Genomic DNA, 18234 nt, shown 5'->3' with positions numbered 1-18234 from the left:
TCGGATAAGAGATGGCCGAATCCGGAGGTTGAATTGAGCCACTGGATGCACACACCGTCCGGCCGCCGTCGAAAGCGCGCAACAACAGAGCGTGAGATGCGGCAGGAGTTGCCCTCGCCATTGCCCCGACGGAGGCGGACACGCCGGGGCGTTGGTGACGGAAGGTGACGCGCACCGTTGGTACAGGCGTGGCCGAACTTGCACGTCAGCTGTCGTTCCGATCATGCCGCTGCGGCGACCTCCTTCCAGCGGCGGTGCGGGCCAGGACTACGCCGTGGTGGTCCGTCGCGGCCGGCAGCCCGCGGGCCGCGGCCGTCCTCGTACGCGGACCACGTACCACCTCGCGGCCGACCGCGATCGCCCGCCGAGGCGGCTGCTTCGCGTCCAGCTGGTGCTGCCCGTAGTGCTTCGTGCGTCGAGCCACTCACCTCGAACCTCACCTTCACCCGCGAAGTACGACGGGCCAAGGACTTGCCAAGAACCGCTCCGTTACGGTCAGTTCCATGATCAAGCCGAACTATGCGGGTCGGTGAGACGTGGCGGACACCCAGGATCACCAGGTTCGCAGCTCCCGTCCGGCCAGACTCCTCCAGCGGGCGTTCACGCCCGTCCTACTCGCGGGTATGGCAGTAGCGGTGGTGCTGTTCGTACGTGGTCAGGACTGGTCCGTCCTGGCCACGGAGATGCGCAGTCGGCCACCGGGATCCTTTGCGATTCTGGTCGGGCTGGCGATGCTCGCAAACGCTGTCGCGGTGCTGGCGGCCTTGCTTGCCTGGTGGTTGATGCTGTCGGCCGCCAACGCAGATATCGCGCCTCCGACCGAGGGCAGTGGGCTCACAGCGGTGGGTGCGGCCCGGATCTTCTTCGTCGGTCAGTTCGCCAAGTACGTGCCCGGCAAGGTCTTCGGGTTCGTGCTGAGCGTGAAGATGGGCCGGGCGATGGGGATACCGGCTGCCCGGACAGCCACAGCGTGGCTGCTGACGCTGGTGATCGGGCTCCTGACCGCGGCCTCGGCCGGGCTGGTGGCAGGGCCCCAGGTGCTCGGCGGATCGGGGGGCTGGCTGGCGGCTGCGTCGGCCGTGCCTCTGGCGGTACTCCTGTTACGACCTCGGCTCGTCAACGACGCCGCCACCGTGGTGGCGCGGCTGCGCCGGCGCCCGCCGCCTGCGATTACGTTGCCGGGACGGGTCATTCGCCGCAACGTGATGATCCAGATGCTTTCGTGGCTGTTCGGCGGAGTTCAGCTGTGGTGCCTGGCGATTGCGCTGGGTGCCCCACCGGCCCGTTCGTTGCCACTGTGCGTCGGCGCGTTCGCTCTCGGTGCGGCCGCCGGTGTCTTCGCGGTTTTCACACCCGATGGGCTGGGCGTGCGCGAGGTGATCCTACTGAGCGCACTCGGCACGGTCCTTCCGCTGCCGGCGGCGGGTGTGGTGGCGGTCATGAGTCGACTGGTGGTGGCCGTGAGCGAACTCATCACGGGCGGTGTGGGGTTGGCGGTGACTGAGGTACTTCGGCGGCGAGCGGGCTCCCCGGCTCGGCACATCCGTTCAGGCGGCGCGAAGGTGGGGACAAGATTCGGCCAAGCTCCGGACAGCTAGGGTCGCCACCATTGCATCGCCAGTTGTTGACGACTGAGAAGATGAATTCGGAGGAGTAATGACTGAGGCGCCGCTGGTTTCGGTGGTAATCCCGAATTACAACTACGCCCCGACGCTCGCGGCGTGCATTGAAGCCGCGCAGGGCCAGACGTACCCCGCGATCGAGATCATCGTGGCGGACGACTGCAGCACCGACGACTCCGTCGCCATTGCGCGTCGGCTGGGCGTGACAGTACTGGAGAGTCCGGTCAATCGCGGTGTCTCCACGGTTCGCAATCTTGGGGCAGCATCCGCTCGCGGCGAGGTGCTCTTCTTCGTCGACTCAGATGTCGCCCTGGCGCCCGACGCGGTGGCCAAGGCGGTGGAGCTCCTTCTTGCCGATCAGGACCTCGGTGCCGTCTGCGGTATGTACCAGGCGGAGTCGCTGTTCCCGGACAGCCTTGTCAAGAAGTACCGGGCGATCCAGCAGTACGTCTGGTTCAACGAGGTGGACGGCTTGATCCCCGGCCTGCACTCGGCCCTCTTCGCGATCCGAACTGCCGTCTTCCGCGAAATCGGCCCGTTCAACGATCAGTTGCGCTGGACCGAGGAGCAGGACTACGGATTCCGGCTCAATGCCCGCTATTCCGTGTGGGCGACCTCGGCCGTCCGTGGCCGCCACGACCACGACGGCACACTGCGCGTCATGCTGACAAAGGTATTCCAGCGTACGCGGATCGGTGCTCCCAACTGGCTACGCCTGCGATCTCTGCCCGGCGGGGCCGGCACGAGCTACCGCGCGCTCGGCAGTGGTTTCGTCCTGATTGCGGCCCTCAGCCTCCTCGGCGTGCCACTGTTCGGCCCGTTGGCCCTGCTCGCGACGGCCGCCACTCTTGCTGTGGGCATTTTGCTCGACTGGCGGACCTACGCATACGCGTACCGGCACCATGGTGTCCTGTTCGGGTTCCAATTCAGTGTGCTCCACCTTGTGGTGACGCTGACGTCCGCACTCGCCGCCGGTATCGGAATCATGCAAGGACTGCTGTTTCCCCGCTCGGTGCGTCGGCTCTACGGCGTGAATACTCCTGCATGACCACCCCCACAACGCTGAGGCAAGCATGACATTTACCATCGACAGTTCCGCCGCAGATGTGCTGGCCGGTATCGACCTGCACGGGAAGCTGGCCGTAGTTACCGGAGGCTACTCCGGCCTGGGCCTGGCCACGACCCGGGCTCTGGCGAATGCCGGCGCACATGTCATTGTCCCGGCCCGTCGCCCGGATCTTGCACAGAAGGCGCTCGTCGGCCTGGACACCGAAGTCGACGAACTGGATCTCGCCGACCTGGAGAGCGTGGCCAACTTCGCGGACCGCCTTCTCGGTTCGGGCCGAACCATTGACATCGTCATCACCAACGCCGGTGTCATGGCTCTGCCGGAGACCCGTGTCGGGCCGGGCTGGGAAGCGCACTTCGCGGTCAACCACCTTGGTCACTACGCGCTGGTCAACCGGCTCTGGCCGGCAATCGCCGAGGGCGGACGTGTGGTCGTCCTCTCCTCGGGCGTCAGCCCGACCGGCACCATCCAGTGGGACGACGTGCATTTCGAGCACGGTTACGACAAGTGGGCGGCCTATGCGCAGTCGAAGCTTGCCAACGCGCTGTTCGCGGCCCAACTCGACCTGCTGGGACGTTCGGCGGGCGTGCACGCGTACTCGGTGAACCCCGGGTACATCCTCACTCCGCTGCAGCGGCACCTCACCACCCAGGAGATGATCGCCGCGGGCTGGATCGATGACGCCGGGAATCCGCTGCTGCCCGAGTTCCGGTCGCCCGAACAGGGTGCCGCCACGCAGGTGTGGGCGGCGACCTCGCCCGGGCTCGCCGACGCACGAGCCTCCTACTGTCAGCACTGCGTGGTGGTCCGCCAGTTCGACAAGCCGGCGGATCGCGAACAGGCCTCGCGCCTCTGGGCCTTGTCGGCCGGGCTGACCGGGGTGGATGCATTCGCTGCTGGGGGTGGCTCTTCCTGAGCTCGACCCTGTCGGGGATCCGAGCGTTTTCCGGCGCTGCAGCATGTGAACCGCTCCGGGTTCGATGGCAATGCCGCTCAACCCCCCAGGACTTCGCCATGCCCGCCGGCCACAGGCGGGTTTGCGGCGCATAGGTACCGGTGTTGTCAGGGGCGGTCTCGACGAGACCGCCCCTCGATCATGCGATAGCCGTCTGTAACGGCGGCGGCCTTCCGCCTTCCACGCGAGTACAAATGCGTCCACCAAACCGAATACCAGCAGGAATACGACCTCACCGCCCAGCGTTCAAGTCCTGGAAGTCGAGCTGCACCCAAAAAAGGGTGGACGGCGGCTTCCGAGGCTCGCGGGGCGGTGTTCTCCTGGCTGGCCCGGTACAACAATTGGCGCCGGCATTCCGATCGGTCACATCAGCCCTGTCGAGTAAACGATCGGTTAACTCTTTGAGCCTGAACTCGGTTGCATAGTTCGCAGGTCTCGACATAGCGGGGCAATGCCCAACGGCCGCCACGACGGTTTTCAAAAAAGCTCTAACGGTGCAGCTGAGCCACCGGCTACCTTGAATTCACAGTCTGGCCTACGGATCATGCGCCGCCGATCCCGCAGAGGTCGAACTCCTGTGCGTCCTGCACCACGTCCCTCGCGGGGCAGCACAACCGCCGCCCTTGGATGGACAAGCACGCCGTCAGCATGAACAACGGACAGGAAGGAGGGGCCGGCGATGACACCGAGCCGCAGGTACGACAGCACTGCGGCCGGCTCACCCGACGGTGTTGCGCTGACCCCCATGACATCACATTGCCCTGCCGTCAGGGGCATTGACTTATTCCCGTGGAGCGAACGTGACTAGACCCGGACACGCACTCGTGTCAGTGATCGTGCCCTGCTACAACAGCACGAAGACCGTCGCGCTGTGCCTGGAGTCAGTGCTGGCGCAGACGTACTCACCTATTGAACTGATCGTCGTGGACGACTCCAGCTCCGACGCGACAGCATCGATCGCCGAGGCGTACGAGTGCACAGTTGTCCGGCTGGCCGAGAACTCCGGGGCGGGAATCGCGCGGAACCGCGGCATCGCCGCCAGCCACGGCGACGTCCTGTTCTTCCTCGACTCCGACGTGGCGCTGGAGCCGAGCGCCGTGGCGAATGCCGTCCGGACCCTCGAGGAGAAGCCTACGTGTGCCGCGGTGTGGGGCATCTACGGCGACCGGCCGCTCGTGGACGACGGCGTCGTGGAACAGGTACAGATCCTGCACGGCCACTTTCGGCAGATCCAGCCTCGCCCCGTGCTCACCGGGCACTTCGCGGTCGGGGCGATCCGCCGCCGGGTTGTCGACGAGCTCGGCGGCTTCGACGAGCGGCTCACCGGGCAGTGGGCCAACGAGGACCACGAGTACGGCCTGCGGATCTCCGAGCACTTCCCGGTAGCCCGTGCGCTCGATGTCGTCGGTTACCACGACGACGACGACCGTATGGTGTCGGTGCTGCGCAAGCGCTTCGGCCGGGCCGTGTCGCTGGTGCCCCTGATCTTCCTGCAGCGCGACCTCAAGCCTGAGCAGGAGGCCCTGCACCGGCCGCCGGAGATCTTCGCGATCACCCTCACCACGGCGACAGCTCCGCTGCCGCTCCTCGAGCCCGCGCTTGCGGTCTTTCCGGCAGCCGGCCTCGCCTGGTTCATCTGGGTGAACCTCCCGCTGCTGGGCTACGTCCGGCGTGCCGCCGGCTGGCGCATGGCCTTGGTGACAACAGCGCTGAACTACCTCTACGGCCTCGCCGTTTCGGCAGGCGGCTTGACCGGTGCGCTGCGCTACCTCGTCGACCCGAGTTTCCGGCGGCGTTACCGAACCGGCCTCACGGCCACATGACGCTGCCCTTTCGTACCATTCCGGCGGCATGGCGCAGTATCACATTGGGAGCGCTCCCAGTGCGATCTCGCCGAAAGAGGGGGATCATGAAAATCAGACTGCTTGGCCCGATGGACGTGGAAGTGGCTGGCCGGTCACTGGACGTGGGGCCGCGCCAACGGCGCTTGGTGCTTGCTGCGCTGGCGGTTGATGCCGGCAGCCCGGTCTCCATCGACGCACTGATCGAACGAGTCTGGGGTCAGGACACACCCGACGCGCCGCACAGCGCCCTGTATGCCCATATAGCCCGACTGCGAGATTTCCTGACCAAAGCCGCGCGAGCCGAAGACTCGGCCACAAGACCGGTGTCCCTTGCCAAGGGTGCGCACGGATACGTCCTGCAGATCGACCATCAAGACGTCGACTTACACTATATCGGCTCCCTCGCGGAGGACGCACGCGCCGCGCACGGAGAGCAGCGCGTCCTCGCCCTGCGCGAGGCGATGGGCCTCTGGCGAGGCCAGCCACTGGTGAATCTGACGGGTTATTGGGCCGGCACGATACGCCAGAACGCCGAATCACAGTTCATAGGCATTGCGAGTGCCTGGGCCGCTGATGAGCTGCGGTTGAACAACGCCCAGGCCGTCGCCGACCGACTGGCCAAGGTCCTGGATTCGTATCCGCTCGCTGAACCGCTGGCGGACTTGTACATGCGCGCGCTGTGCGCGCTCGGCCGCACCTCGGAGGCTCTGCAACGTTACGCCGCCGTGCGTGAACAGATCGCCGAGAAGCTGGGGCATGAGCCCGGCCCACAACTGCGGGACCTGCACATGGCCGTGTTGCGCGGCGAGCTCCGTGCCCACCATCGGGGCACCACCATCAGCTCCGCGCCACTCCCCCGGCAACTCCCCATGAACGTAACTCACTTTGTGGGCCGGACCGACGAGCTGGCCTGGATCCAGAATGCGCTTGCCACGCCGCAGCCGCAGGCTGCGACACCACTGGTGAGCATCCACGGAGCCGCCGGTGTCGGAAAGTCGGCCCTCGCGATCCACGCCGCACACCAGCTCGTCCACCGCTATCCCGACGGCCAGATGTATGTGGAACTCAGCGGGAGCAGCACCGGAGCGCCACCGCTCAGCCCGTCAGAGGCCCTGTCCCGCCTGTTTCGTACGCTCGGCACAGAACCGCCGCCACCGGCCGTGCAGGCGGATGAGGCGGCCGCCCTGCTCCGCTCCCTGGTGGCCGGGCGGAAGATGCTCCTTGTGCTCGACAACGCCTCCGACTCGGACCAGATAAGGCCGTTGCTGTTGAACGGGGCCGGCTGCGGCGTGATGGTGACGAGCAGACAGCCGCTGGCTGCCTTGGGTGGAGTCGGCCAACTGCCTGTCCGGCCACTCACGGTGGAGGAAGCAGTCGCACTGCTCGGTCAGCTGACCGGCATGGAACGGGTGGCCGCCGAACCCGCCGCAGCCGTCGCGATCGCGAAGCTGTGCCAATGCCTTCCGCTCGCCGTGACCGCCGCGGCGGCCCGCCTTGTGACCCGGCCGAGCTGGCCCCTGGCCGAGCTGCACGCCCGCCTTGCCGACGAAGCTCGGCGGCTCGACAACCTCGAGATCGAAGGCATCGGGATGCGAGCCAGCCTGTCCGGCTCCTACCAGCGGCTCTCCGGTAACGCCGACCCGGCCATGCGGGCGGCCGCAAAAGCCTTCAAGCTGCTCAGTGGGATCAGCCAGCCGGTGGTCAGCCTCTCGGACGCTGCGCGGCTTCTCTCCGAGTCCAATGCGCGCGCGGAACTGTTCCTGGAGCGGCTTGTCGACGCCCAGCTCCTGGAGACCGTCTCCCCTGGCCGCTACCAGATGAACGATCTTCTGCGGCTGTTCGCTCAGGAGTGCTGAACAACAGAGCAAAAGCGCCCCCGGGCCGGGTAGTTACTGACCTTGAAGCAGCGTTGTCGTCGGGTCGACAGCGCGTGGTCGTCGCGTCCTGCCCGATGATCACCGGGCAGGACGCGTGGAGAGCCGAATGTGTGGAGACACGCACGTCCGGTTCACGACGGCGGCTCGGGAAACGGAACGACGGCAACGTCGTCACCGCGGCCCCGGGTCGACCGTACGGACTCACCGATCGATTGACGTCAATCGTCGCAGCCCGTGCGCGTACTGACCGTGAGAGGGTGCTCATCGCTGACCGTATGCCGCTCGCACCGTCACTCCCCTCGGGGCATCTCCTGCTGAACGTAGCTGCGCAGCCAGGACCTGAAGTCCGGCCCCAGATCCTCGCGCTCGCATGCCAGGCGGACGATGGCACGCAGGTAGTCGGCGCGGTCGCCGGTGTCGTAACGGCGGCCGCGGAAAACGACACCGTGTACGGGGCCGCCCAGGGAAGGGTCGGCAGCCAAGGCCTGCAGTGCGTCGGTGAGCTGGATCTCGCCGTCGCGGCCCGGATGAATCTTGCGCAGCACCTCGAAGATTCCCGGGTCCAGCACGTAGCGGCCGATGATCGCGAGATTGCTGGGGGCATCTGCCGGCTTGGGCTTCTCCACCAGGTCGCTGACGGTGACGACGTCGTCGTCCCCGGTCGGGGCGGCCGCGACGCAGCCATAGAGGTGGAGCTGGGCGGGGGCGACCTCCATCAGCGCGACGACGCTGCCGCCGTGACGCTGCTGCACCTCGATCATGCGGGTGAGCAACGGGTCGCGCGGGTCCATCATGTCGTCGCCGAGGAGCACCGCGAAGGGCTGCTCGCCCACGTGCTCCTCGGCGCACAGCACCGCGTGGCCCAGCCCCTTGGGGTCGCCCTGCCGGACGTAGTGGATGTTGGCCAGGTCGCTCGAGGCCTGCACCTTGTCGAGCCTGGTGTCGTCGCCCTTGCGGCGCAGGGTCTCTTCCAGCTCGTAGTTGCGGTCGAAGTGGTCCTCGAGAGGGCGCTTGTTCCGTCCGGTGATCATGAGGATGTCCGAGAGGCCGGCTGAGACGGCCTCCTCGATGACGTACTGGATCGCCGGCTTGTCAACGACCGGAAGCATTTCCTTGGGGGTGGCCTTGGTAGCGGGCAGGAAGCGGGTGCCGAGGCCGGCGGCCGGTATGACCGCCTTGGTGATCCGGGAGCCTCGCGCGGACGGTGTGCTCATACCTGCACTCCCTTCAGAACGGCAGCGTAGCGATCGAGGCAGCTATCGAGGCCGAACAGGTCCCTGGCGCGTTCGGCCCCGTGCTCTCGCACTTCTGCATCCCAGCTGAGCGTCTGAAGGAGAGCGTCGCGCAGCGCCTCCGGATCACGCGGCGGGACGACAGCACCCAGGCCGGTGGCGACCACGGGGTAGCGCCCACCCGGCAGATCGGTCGTGACCGAGGGCACGCCGCACATCATCGCTTCGGCCTGGGCAATCCCGAACGACTCCGCGATCGAAGGCAGCGCGAAGACGTCGATCGACGCGTAGAAGTCAGCAACCTCCTGTCCCCGCAGCAGGCCCAGGATGCGGATGCGCGGGTCACGCCGGGCGGCCTGGCGGATCTCGTCGATGACGCTGCCGCCCGCCACGTTCACGTAGTCGCCACCCACGAGCAGCCGGGCATCCGGGTCGTCGATCCCGCTGAACGCGGCAAGGAGGTAGGGCAGCCCCTTGTCGGGCACGATGCGGCCGAGGAAACCGATGTGCGGCCCGGGCGTCTGCCGGTACGCGGGTGACCCGCCTCGCCGGTCCAGGCAAGGAGCCGCGATCGCGAAGCGCTCTGCCTTGCGCAGCGTCGGCCACATCCGGGAGTGCTCGGCCTGGTCGTCGCTGTTGACCACGACGGCCGCGGACCGGCGCAGCGTGATCGCCGACGAGATACTCACCGCTGCTGTCGCGGCTCGGGCCACCAGGCCGGGCGGGAGCCAGAGGTCGATGTGATAGGTCGAGACAACGGGGATCTTCAGCCGCAGCCCTGTGATGATCCCGGCCTCCAGCATCGGCAGGTGCAGGTGCAGCACACGCGAGCGCCTGCTGAGACGGCGTACCGTTCGGGCGAACGAGGGGCTCACCAGACCACGGCCGATCGAGGCGATGACCGGGCACCGGTAGACGTCCACGCCGTTGAGGCGCTCGCGCAACGGCAGTGCCGGATCGTGACGGTTGGCGACGACGGCGACCTGCCAGCCACGGGCGGCAAGCCCCTCGGCGACGATCCGGGCGGTCTCTGTCAGGCCGCTCACGTAGGGCGCGTAGTAATTGACTGCGATACACACGTCATAGGTCACAGGGAGCTCGCCAGGAAGGTCGAGGCCAGGACCGCGGTCCACAGGCCGAGGTTGAACCGCATCTGCCGGTCGCGCATGAGGTCGTCGACCGGGTCGCCACCGGAGCGTTCCACCATGAGCATCTGCAGGTAGCGGGTGACATGGAATGCCGCGAACGGGAAGGTGAGCGCGGCTCCCACCTGCCCGTAGGGCGGTCTCAGCTGCCACATCGTGCCCAAGTAGCACATCAGGGCCGCGACGAGGTTCATGACGACCACGTGATCCAGGAACGGCACCGAGTACGCCGACAGCGCCGGCCTGTGTCTCGCCCCGGCCACCGCCAGGTCCGCCAGTTCGTGCCGGCGCTTGCCCAACGACAGAGCCACGGACGCGCAGTAGACGCAGATGAGCAGAAGCGGCTGGACGGCCAGACCGGCAGCAACCGCTCCGGCCAGGACCCGCAGGACAAAACCGGCGGCAACCACGGAGACGTCCACGAGCGGTTGGTGTTTGAGGGCCAGGGTGTACCAGATGTTCATGGCGACATAGCCGCCGAGGATCAGTGCCACCAGGGGCGGGGCTGCTACGAGCAGTCCGGCTGTGCCGAGCAGCAGCGCGGCCAGCAGGGCCACGCCACCACGGAAGCTCACGCTGCCACTCGCGAGCGGCCGCAGCCTCTTGACCGGATGCAGCCGGTCGGCTTCGAAGTCGCGGAGGTCATTCAGGACGTACACGGTGGAGGAGGCGGCAAGGAAGGCCAGCAGGGTCATGGCGATCGCGGCGAAGTGCGGTATCACCGCCGGCGGGGCTGTTATCGGGGCCACCAGCACCAGGGAGCCCTTGATCCAGTGACGGGGCCGTAAGAGCGCCACGTACGCCCCGAATGCTCCTACCCGCCCGGCACCGATCGGTCCTTCCACAACGTCGAGCGCGAGCCTGTCCGGACCTACATAGTGATCCATGAACGCCTCCCCTATCGTGACGGTCGGTCAGAACAATGCTTTGGCGAGCTGCAGAGCCCCCTGCCGCCACGGGTCGCGGTGCGTCCGGCCGCTGACGCTCCGCCGGGCACGGCCTGCGTCCTGCCACCACTCGTACGTCCTGAGCAACGACTGCCTGTTACTGACCTGGGGAGCGAAGCCCAGGTGCTCACGTGCCTTGTCTATCGACACGTAGGAGTCACGGGTCAGCTTGTGCACCAGGCGCCCGTACACCGGGGAGAGACGCAGGGCTGCGAGGGTTCGCAGCATCACGACAGCCGGCCCGACCGGGACGGTGACGACCCGCCTTCCGTGTCCTGCGGCGTCGAGCACCGCCTGGAAGTCCTCGCGGAGCGAAGTGAACTCGGCGGCACCGATGTTGAAGGTGTCGTTAATTGCACTGTCCGTCCCCTCGCATGTCTGCCGGATCGCCTCGCAGAGGTCGTCGACGTCCAGCATCTGCGCGGCGGCGTGGCCACCGCCCATCAGGGGGAAGTTGCGTCCCTCATCGGCCCATTCGAACAACATGGCAAACAGCCCCAGCCGCTCCGGGCCGAGGAATGTTTTGGGCCGCAGTATCGGGGCGCAGAGGCCCTGCTTCCGCGCGCGCAGCACGACGGTTTCAGCGGCATGCTTGGCGGCGGAATACGTGTCCACCGGCTCACACGGATAGTCCTCGGGGGTAGGACAGTGGCGGGGCAGACCGTAGACGGCGGTCGACGATATGTGCACAAGCCGCTGAACGCCGACGTGCTGGGCGGCCGCCACGACCGAGGCGGTGCCGTCCACGTCGACCGACCGGATATCGGCGGCGCGGTGGCTCGGCAGCGCAGCGGCCGAATGGACGATCACGTCGGCGCCGCGAAAGGCGTTGATCATCGCCGCGGTGTCACGGACATCGGCCCGGACGTACCTGGCGCGATCAGCGGCACCAGGTACGAGGGGGCGGATGTCGACACCCGTCCATTCGACGCCGGGCCAGGGCCGAGCCAGAAGGGCAGTGCCGAGCATCCCGGCCGCGCCGGTGACGACAATGTTCATTTCACGTCCCTTTCGTCAAGCACATACCGCACTCGGAGGGCCCGTCGAAGAACAACATGCGATCTACCGGGGCGTTGATATCTGGCGTGACACGTTCCAGACCGCGCTGGCTCATTCTCGCCAGGCCAGGAGTCGGACCTTACCGACAGGTGATTGCGCCGGGTCTTGGCGATCGCTCCAAGATCGAGGCAAGGTCCCGGTGCGAGGATCTGCAGGCTTATACCACCAGCCACCTGGGAGAAGTGTGAGTCTGTGAGCGAGACCGCGAACGTCGAGCCGGCCATCGCCGAAGAGGAGCAGCCGGACCACGCACCGCCGGCCGGCCGCCGGCGTTGGAGCTGGTGGGTGCGCCTGGCCGTCCTTGCCTGCACGGCATGGCCGGTCTTCGTCGTACTGCACCTGATCCTCAGTAACCAGTTCTACTGGTGGGGTCCGTTCGACGTCATCCCGCCACTGGCCTTCGCTCTCATCCCGCTGGTCCTGATCGGCGTGGCCCAGCTGGCCCGGCCCGTGCGATGGCGCCTCACCGTCGCGCCGGTGCTCGCGCTGCTGCTCGGTCTGAGCTGCTCCGGGGTCAATTTCGGCACCCTCTGGTACACGCCTCCGTCGGCGCCCTCCGACGCGATCAAGCTGGTCACCTGGAACACCCAGTACTGGGACCAGGACCTCCAGCCCGGGGGCCCGCACACCACGGACGACTTCTACGCGTTTCTTCGCGGCCTCGAGGCAGATGTCTACATGCTGCAGGAATACGCGCATGTCGACATGACAAAATTTCATTGGGCGCAGGCTCGCGGAATCGACCAAGTGGCCCGGCTGCGAAAGGAATTCCCCGGCTACGAGATCGTGATCGAGGGCCGCAACGTCACACTGTCCCGTCTGCCGGTCGTCGGTCACCGATGGCTGGACACGACCAAGTGGCTGCCCGACGACCTCAAGACCGTTCCGTCGGCACTGCGGGACCGCCCGCTCTTCTACTCGTCGCAGACGCTTGTGACCGATATTCAAGTAAACGGCAGGACCGTGTCCTTCTACAACTCGCATCTCTTCCAACCGCCGCAACGGCTGATGCGACTCCAGAACAGCCCCGAAGGAAGCATGTTCGAGGTCGACCGGCTCAACTTCGAAATGCGGCTGGCGAGTTTCCGGGCCATTCAGAAGGATGTCGCCGGGAACCCGAACCGGATCGTTCTGGGCGGCGACATGAACACCTCGCCCGCCATGGGAATCAAGTCGATGTTCCCCGACCGGCTGGTCGACCAGACGCACGCGCTCTCGTCCCTGTATCCCGCCTCCTGGCCGTCCGGGATGCGTTTCTGGCGGCTCGACTGGCTCCTCACGACCCCGAATGTCGGCGTGTCACGCTACGACCTGCTCGACTCGCACGGCTTCTCCGATCACAGCGTCCAGAGCCTTACGCTCTGGCCTCGCTGACGTGTGGGAGGAACGGGAGGAAACGGCACCGGGCAGGCGCACCGTTGACGTGGTGGACCCCCGGGTGAACGGCAGGTCACTGCCGGCCGCGAGTGCGGCTGGACACCCGCACCCTGCGTCTGCTGCCTACTGGCCTCACCGACACCGCCGTGGCCGGGCAGCTGAACCTGTCGGCGCGTAACCGTGCAGCGCCGGATCCAGTCGCTGATGGTCCAGGCCGGCGTCACGCCATACCGTCTTCCTCGACCGCGACCGCGGCGGGACGAGGCGGCGTCGGCTCTCGGGATCGTCGGTATGAGACCTGCCGGCACCGGCATGAACGACGCCAGGATCGGTGCTGTTCACAGTTCAGGTCCCGCCACCGATGCACTGCAGCTGCAGTCCCTCGCAGATCCGGCATCACGGCCGTCGCCTGCTGCCGCGAGCAGTGAAGTGCGTACCGGTGCGGCGACCGAGCCGGCCGTCCCGCCGGCTGCCGGCTCCGAAGCCCGGAATGCCCCTGCCGATTTCGCCACGGCACATCGTGCCCACTGGCCTGGCAGATGCCCCGGCCTGGGACGCAGACGACCCTGTCGTGTTTCGCCATGGCGATAAACGACAGGGGACTACCTGCTGCATTCGCTGTGTCTGGTCCAGACTTTGCATGGTCGATCTCTCAACTCAAGGGGAATCCATGCAATTTCGGCATGCCCGCCGCAGTCACCGGCTGCTGGCCGTGGTCCTGACGGCAGGGCTGACCAGCAGCGCTTTGGGGCTCTCGGTCATACCGGCGGCCGCGAAGGCATCCGTCCCGCACGCGCTGGGGAAACAACAGCAGCGGCACAAGCCCAAGGACGCTCCCCACGACAAACTGGGCGCGCACGACCGGACGCTTCTTCAGAAGGCGCAGAGCCGCGGGAGCAGGACCGTCACGGTGCTCCTCGCCACCGCCGCGGACAAGACCGTGAGCGTCCGCGCGGCGATCGCCGCCGTCGGCGGTCACACACAGAAAGCGAACGACCGGCTCGGGTATGTGCGCGCCATGGTGCCGACGGGCAAGGTCGAGCAGCTGGCCGGTCTCGGCGTGGTCAAGGCGATCGACCTCAACGAGACCTTCAAGGTGCCGGACCCTTCGCCGGTCACCGAGCAGGACAAGCACGGCGCCGAGCCGGGCACGGCGTCGGCACCGGGTAAGAACACTCCGGCCGACAACCCGTACCTGCCCACCGGCGAGATCGGCGCGGTGGACTTCGTCAAGGACCACGCGCAGTGGGACGGCCGCGGCGTCACCGTCGGCATCCTCGACACCGGCGTGGATCTCGCCCACCCCGCGCTGCAGCACACCACGACCGGCGAACGAAAGGTCGCCGACTGGGTATCGGCAACCGACCCGGTGCTGGACGGCGACCCGACCTGGCTGGAGATGACCGGTAAGGTCACCGTCACCGGGACCACTTTCAAGTCCGGCGGTGCCACCTGGACCGCCCCGCCCGGCTCGTACGAGTTCCAGATCTTCGACGAGGGCAACACCAACGGCGGCGAAGTGGCCGGGGACGTCAACCGTGACGGGGACACCAGCGACCGCTTCGGTGTCCTGTACCGGCCGTCGGACCACACCATCTGGGTCGATGCCGACCAGGACCGCGTCTTCGGCGACGGAGACATCGTGCGCCCCTACGCCGAGAGCGGCCAGGCGGCCCACTTCGGCACCGACGACCCGAGCACACCCATTGCCGAGTCGATGCCCTTCACCGTGGAGCACCGTGACGGCGTGGACCTCTCCGCCCGCGGCGGCAGGTATGTGGGCGCGAAGGCCGATTTCATCAGCATCGGCATCACCGCCGAGGCCCACGGCAGCCATGTGGCGGGCATCATCGCCGGCAACGGCCTGTTCGGCGGGAAGATGGACGGCGCCGCCCCAGGCGCTCGGATCGTCTCCGAGCGGGTGTGTGGCTTCAGCAGCGGTTGCAGCTCGTACGCGCTGACCGAGGGCATGATCGACGCGGTCGTCGACAAGCACGTCGACGTCGTCAACATGTCGATCGGCGGCCTGCCGGCCCTCAACGACGGCTCCGACGTTCGCGACACCCTCTACAACCGGCTCATCGACGACTACGGCGTGCAGATCTTCGTGTCCTCCGGCAACGACGGCCCCGGCATGAACACCGTCGCCGACCCGTCCGTCGCCACCCAGGTCGTCAGCGTCGGAGCCTCGGTCAGCAAGCAGACCATGTGGGCCGACTACGGCTCCAGGACCCGCGCCGACCAGGCCCTCTTCCCCTTCTCCGCCCGGGGCCCGCGCGAGGACGGTGACCTCAAGCCCACCCTCGTCGCCCCCGGCGCGGCCGTCTCCTCCGTACCCGTATGGCAGCCGGGCCAGCCTGTCCCGCAGGCCGGCTACGATCTGCCGCCCGGCTACGCCATGTACAACGGCACCTCGATGGCCTCGCCGCAGGCCACCGGCGCCGCCGCACTGCTGCTCTCCGCCGGCAAGGCCCGTCACCAGGACGTGACCCCGGCCGCGCTGCGATCGGCGCTGACCAGCTCCTCGCACTTCCTGCGCGACGAGCCCGCCTACGCCCAGGGCGCGGGCCTGGTCTCTGTCCCGAACGCGTGGACCGTGCTCGCCAGGAACCCCGAACCCACCACCTACGCCGTGCAGGCCCCGGTCTGCAGTGTGCTCGCCGATGCACTGGTCACTCCGCGTGCCGGCGCCGGCCTGTACAACCGCTGCACCCCCGCCCAGGGCGGGCAGGTGCCGCACAAGTCCAAGAGCTACGACATCGAGGTCACCCGTACCGGTGAGGGCAGCAACCGCAGCCGGCTCTCCTGGCTCGGCAACGACGGCACCTTCGAGGTGCCGGAGACGGTGCTGTTCAAGGCCGGCTCAGCCACCGACATCACCGTCCGCGCCAAGCCGGACAGCACCGGTACACACTCGGCGGTGCTGCGGATCGACGACCCGGCCACCCCTGGCATCGACAAGCTGGTGCTGGTCACGGTGGTCGTCGCGGCCGACCCGGCCAAGCCGTCGTACGCCGTCGCCAAGAGCGGCACCTCCACCCGCAACGGCACCACCTCGCTGTTCGTGGCGGTCCCCGAGGGCGCTCCGGCACTGCAGGTGAACCTCTCCAAGCTCGCCAAGGACAGCCAGACCCGCTTCCTGGCCATCGACCCGCAGGGCCTGCCGGTGGAGTCCAACGCTGTCAGCGGTTGTTACGCCAACTACTCCGACACCAAAGCCTGCGACCCCACGGCCCGCTGGTACGAGCATCCGATGGCGGGCATCTGGGAGCTCGCCGTGGAGTCCCGCCGGACCTCACCGCAGCTCGACAACCCGTACCGGCTGACGGCCGCGGTGCAGGGCACCGTGATGAGTCCGGGCAGCACAACCGTCGACGAGACGGCCGTGCACGCTCCGGTGGAGCGCACCTTCACCGCTTCCAACAGCTACGGGCCGGTGAAGGTACACCCCGTGGGCGGCTCACTGGGCGCTCTGGAGGCTGTGCGTCCGACCGTGGCCGACCAGGGCCAGACCGGCCAGTCGTTCGAGGTGCCGCGGGACGCCACCCGTCTGGAGATCGCGACTGGCAACGCCTCCGACCCCAAGGCCGACCTGGATCTCTACCTGGTCGGTGCCAGTGGCGCGCTCATTGCCTCCTCCACCAACGGCGGTGCCGTCGAGTCGATCCGCATCAACAACCCGGCACCCGGCTCCTACGCCATGTTCGTCGTCGGGACGAGCGTGCCGTCGGGCAGCACCGATTTCGACGTCCAGGACATCCTCTTCTCGAAGTCCCTGGGTTCGGTGGAGGTGGACGACGCCCAACCCGTCGACCTGGCCCCGGGCAAGTCCCTGGCAGTCCACGGCAGGCTGATCGCCGACGCTCGCCCCCCGCGCGGACGGCAGCTCGTCGGCAGGTTCTCGCTCGCCACCGACCAGGGTGCGGTCATCGGCAGCGCCGACGTCGTGGTGGGGAAGGTCACCCAGCCGGTGCTGAAGGTCACCGACAGCTTCGGTCCGGCCGTCGGGCTGAGCCTCAACGACCTCGGTCAGGTTGTCGGCGACAAGCAACAGGACGGCAGGACCGTGCCGATGCGCTGGGACGCCGAGCACGGCGTCACCGTGCTGCCCAATGCGGGCGGGACCTACGACAGCGTCTACAACCAGAGCCGCACCTCCGGTGACGCCGTCGGACAGCTCTCCCTGCCGGGCGGCAGTGTCCGGGGCGGCCTGTGGCATGCCGACGGCTCCCTGACCCAGCTCCCGCTGCCGGACTGGAAGGCCTACGACTACGACCGGGCCTACGCGGTGAACGACGCCGGTACGGTCGTCGGTAACGCCACCTCGTTCGTCAAGGACCCGGTGACCGGCCGGTACGCGACCTCCGAGGACCCGTTCTCCTGGACCGCGGAGGGCGGCTTCAGGAAGCTCCAGCACCTCACGGACGACACGTACCTCAGCGAGCCGCTGGCGATCAACAACAGCGGGGTGAGCGTCGGCGACTCCCGGATGAACGGTCGGCCCAGGGCTGTGAAGTGGGCGTCGGACGGCACGGTCACCGATCTCGGCACGCTGCCGGGCATGGACAGCAGCGACGCCCATGACATCAACTCGGCCGGTGCGATCGTCGGCACAAGTGGCGACGACGCCTTCGTCATCCAGCCGGGCGGCACCATGAAGCGCCTGCCCGACTTCGGATTCGATGCCCACGCTCTGCGGGTCAACGACGCCGGCTGGATCGTCGGCACCGCCGAGACGGCCCCGGATGAGGCGACCCCCGTGGTCTGGGATCCCCAGGGTCGGATGTTCGACCTGAGCGCCATGGTCGACGACCAGCTCTGGTACCCGACCGAGGGGATCGGCATCAACAACAGGAACCAGGTCGCCTTCTACGCCTACGACCTGACGGACCAGGGCAAGGGCAAGATCGTCCTGGCCCAGTTGTAGCACTGCGGGACGGCATGACCTCGACCACGCCGGGCCCGCCCCTGTCCGGGGACGGGCCCGGCCGACGACGGCCCGGGCATGCGCACGCTTCGAACGCGGTCAGCTCGTCGCCACCCCACCCCACGCCACCCCACCCCGGCCCCGGCGGCGACATCGGATCCCCACGCTCGTCCGGCTCGG

11 protein-coding genes are annotated in these 18234 nt (G+C 67.6%); 7 read left to right on the top strand and 4 right to left on the bottom strand.

Translation table 11 applies throughout. The features are described 5' to 3' along the window. Window positions 1-623: 623 nt before the first annotated feature. The 5 genes from ACFWBQ_RS23810 (at window position 624) to ACFWBQ_RS23790 (ending at window position 7346) form a co-directional block, all read left to right on the top strand. Entirely contained in the window at window positions 624-1598 is a 975-nt protein-coding gene (locus ACFWBQ_RS23810; RefSeq protein WP_385492507.1) for a lysylphosphatidylglycerol synthase domain-containing protein, read from the top strand. A gap of 58 nt (window positions 1599-1656) precedes the next feature. Continuing rightward, window positions 1657-2670, top strand: coding sequence for a glycosyltransferase family 2 protein (locus tag ACFWBQ_RS23805; RefSeq protein ID WP_385492505.1), 1014 nt, complete (start codon window positions 1657-1659; stop codon window positions 2668-2670). 25 nt (window positions 2671-2695) lie between these two features. Next, complete coding sequence (locus tag ACFWBQ_RS23800; protein WP_385492503.1) at window positions 2696-3607, top strand: oxidoreductase; 912 nt, start codon at window positions 2696-2698, stop codon at window positions 3605-3607. 839 nt (window positions 3608-4446) lie between these two features. After that, on the top strand, window positions 4447-5469 hold the full coding sequence (locus tag ACFWBQ_RS23795) for a glycosyltransferase family 2 protein (RefSeq protein ID WP_385492500.1): 1023 nt from the start codon (window positions 4447-4449) through the stop codon (window positions 5467-5469). A gap of 86 nt (window positions 5470-5555) precedes the next feature. After that, window positions 5556-7346 carry a BTAD domain-containing putative transcriptional regulator gene (locus tag ACFWBQ_RS23790; RefSeq protein WP_385492498.1) on the top strand — a complete coding sequence of 597 codons (1791 nt, stop codon included), beginning with the start codon at window positions 5556-5558 and terminating at the stop codon, window positions 7344-7346. A gap of 311 nt (window positions 7347-7657) precedes the next feature. On the opposite strand, the gene galU is transcribed toward ACFWBQ_RS23790, so the two are convergent. The 4 genes from galU to ACFWBQ_RS23770 are packed head-to-tail and all read right to left on the bottom strand — an operon-like array spanning window position 7658 to window position 11690. Then, window positions 7658-8581 (bottom strand): UTP--glucose-1-phosphate uridylyltransferase GalU, encoded by a 924-nt coding sequence (gene galU / locus ACFWBQ_RS23785; RefSeq protein WP_385492495.1) that lies wholly within the window; start codon window positions 8579-8581, stop codon window positions 7658-7660. Next, the gene (locus ACFWBQ_RS23780) at window positions 8578-9645 is read right to left on the bottom strand and encodes a glycosyltransferase family 4 protein (protein WP_385492492.1); all 1068 of its coding nucleotides are present in this window, start codon (window positions 9643-9645) and stop codon (window positions 8578-8580) included. Before ACFWBQ_RS23780 ends, galU begins: the two co-directional genes overlap by 4 nt. A 41-nt stretch (window positions 9646-9686) precedes the next feature. Then, complete coding sequence (locus tag ACFWBQ_RS23775; protein ID WP_385492490.1) at window positions 9687-10631, bottom strand: UbiA prenyltransferase family protein; 945 nt, start codon at window positions 10629-10631, stop codon at window positions 9687-9689. A gap of 27 nt (window positions 10632-10658) precedes the next feature. Beyond that, window positions 10659-11690 (bottom strand): NAD-dependent epimerase/dehydratase family protein, encoded by a 1032-nt coding sequence (locus tag ACFWBQ_RS23770; protein ID WP_385492488.1) that lies wholly within the window; start codon window positions 11688-11690, stop codon window positions 10659-10661. Between the two features lie 252 nt (window positions 11691-11942). Between ACFWBQ_RS23770 and ACFWBQ_RS23765 the strand changes: the two genes are divergently transcribed. Together ACFWBQ_RS23765 and ACFWBQ_RS23760 are read left to right on the top strand one after the other, a co-directional pair. Further along, entirely contained in the window at window positions 11943-13124 is a 1182-nt protein-coding gene (locus tag ACFWBQ_RS23765) for an endonuclease/exonuclease/phosphatase family protein (RefSeq protein ID WP_385492485.1), read from the top strand. A gap of 673 nt (window positions 13125-13797) precedes the next feature. Further along, on the top strand, window positions 13798-18054 hold the full coding sequence (locus tag ACFWBQ_RS23760) for a S8 family serine peptidase (protein ID WP_385492483.1): 4257 nt from the start codon (window positions 13798-13800) through the stop codon (window positions 18052-18054). The last annotated feature ends 180 nt before the right edge of the window (window positions 18055-18234 follow it).

This window comes from Streptomyces sp. NPDC060035, assembly GCF_042736635.1.
Taxonomy (GTDB): Bacteria; Actinomycetota; Actinomycetes; order Streptomycetales; family Streptomycetaceae; genus Streptomyces.
Note: the sequence above shows the minus strand (reverse complement) of the source record. Positions and strands in the feature narration are given on the sequence as shown.

Excerpts from the sequence above, each read along its gene's own strand:
- ACFWBQ_RS23810 (WP_385492507.1), top strand. The coding sequence starts at position 624 with ATGGCAGTAGCGGTGGTGCTGTTCGTACGTGGTCAGGACTGGTCCGTC.
- ACFWBQ_RS23805 (WP_385492505.1), top strand. The coding sequence starts at position 1,657 with ATGACTGAGGCGCCGCTGGTTTCGGTGGTAATCCCGAATTACAACTAC.
- ACFWBQ_RS23800 (WP_385492503.1), top strand. The coding sequence starts at position 2,696 with ATGACATTTACCATCGACAGTTCCGCCGCAGATGTGCTGGCCGGTATC.
- ACFWBQ_RS23790 (WP_385492498.1), top strand. The coding sequence starts at position 5,556 with ATGAAAATCAGACTGCTTGGCCCGATGGACGTGGAAGTGGCTGGCCGG.
- galU (WP_385492495.1), bottom strand. The coding sequence starts at position 8,581 with ATGAGCACACCGTCCGCGCGAGGCTCCCGGATCACCAAGGCGGTCATA.
- ACFWBQ_RS23775 (WP_385492490.1), bottom strand. The coding sequence starts at position 10,631 with ATGGATCACTATGTAGGTCCGGACAGGCTCGCGCTCGACGTTGTGGAA.
- ACFWBQ_RS23770 (WP_385492488.1), bottom strand. The coding sequence starts at position 11,690 with ATGAACATTGTCGTCACCGGCGCGGCCGGGATGCTCGGCACTGCCCTT.
- ACFWBQ_RS23760 (WP_385492483.1), top strand. The coding sequence starts at position 13,798 with ATGCAATTTCGGCATGCCCGCCGCAGTCACCGGCTGCTGGCCGTGGTC.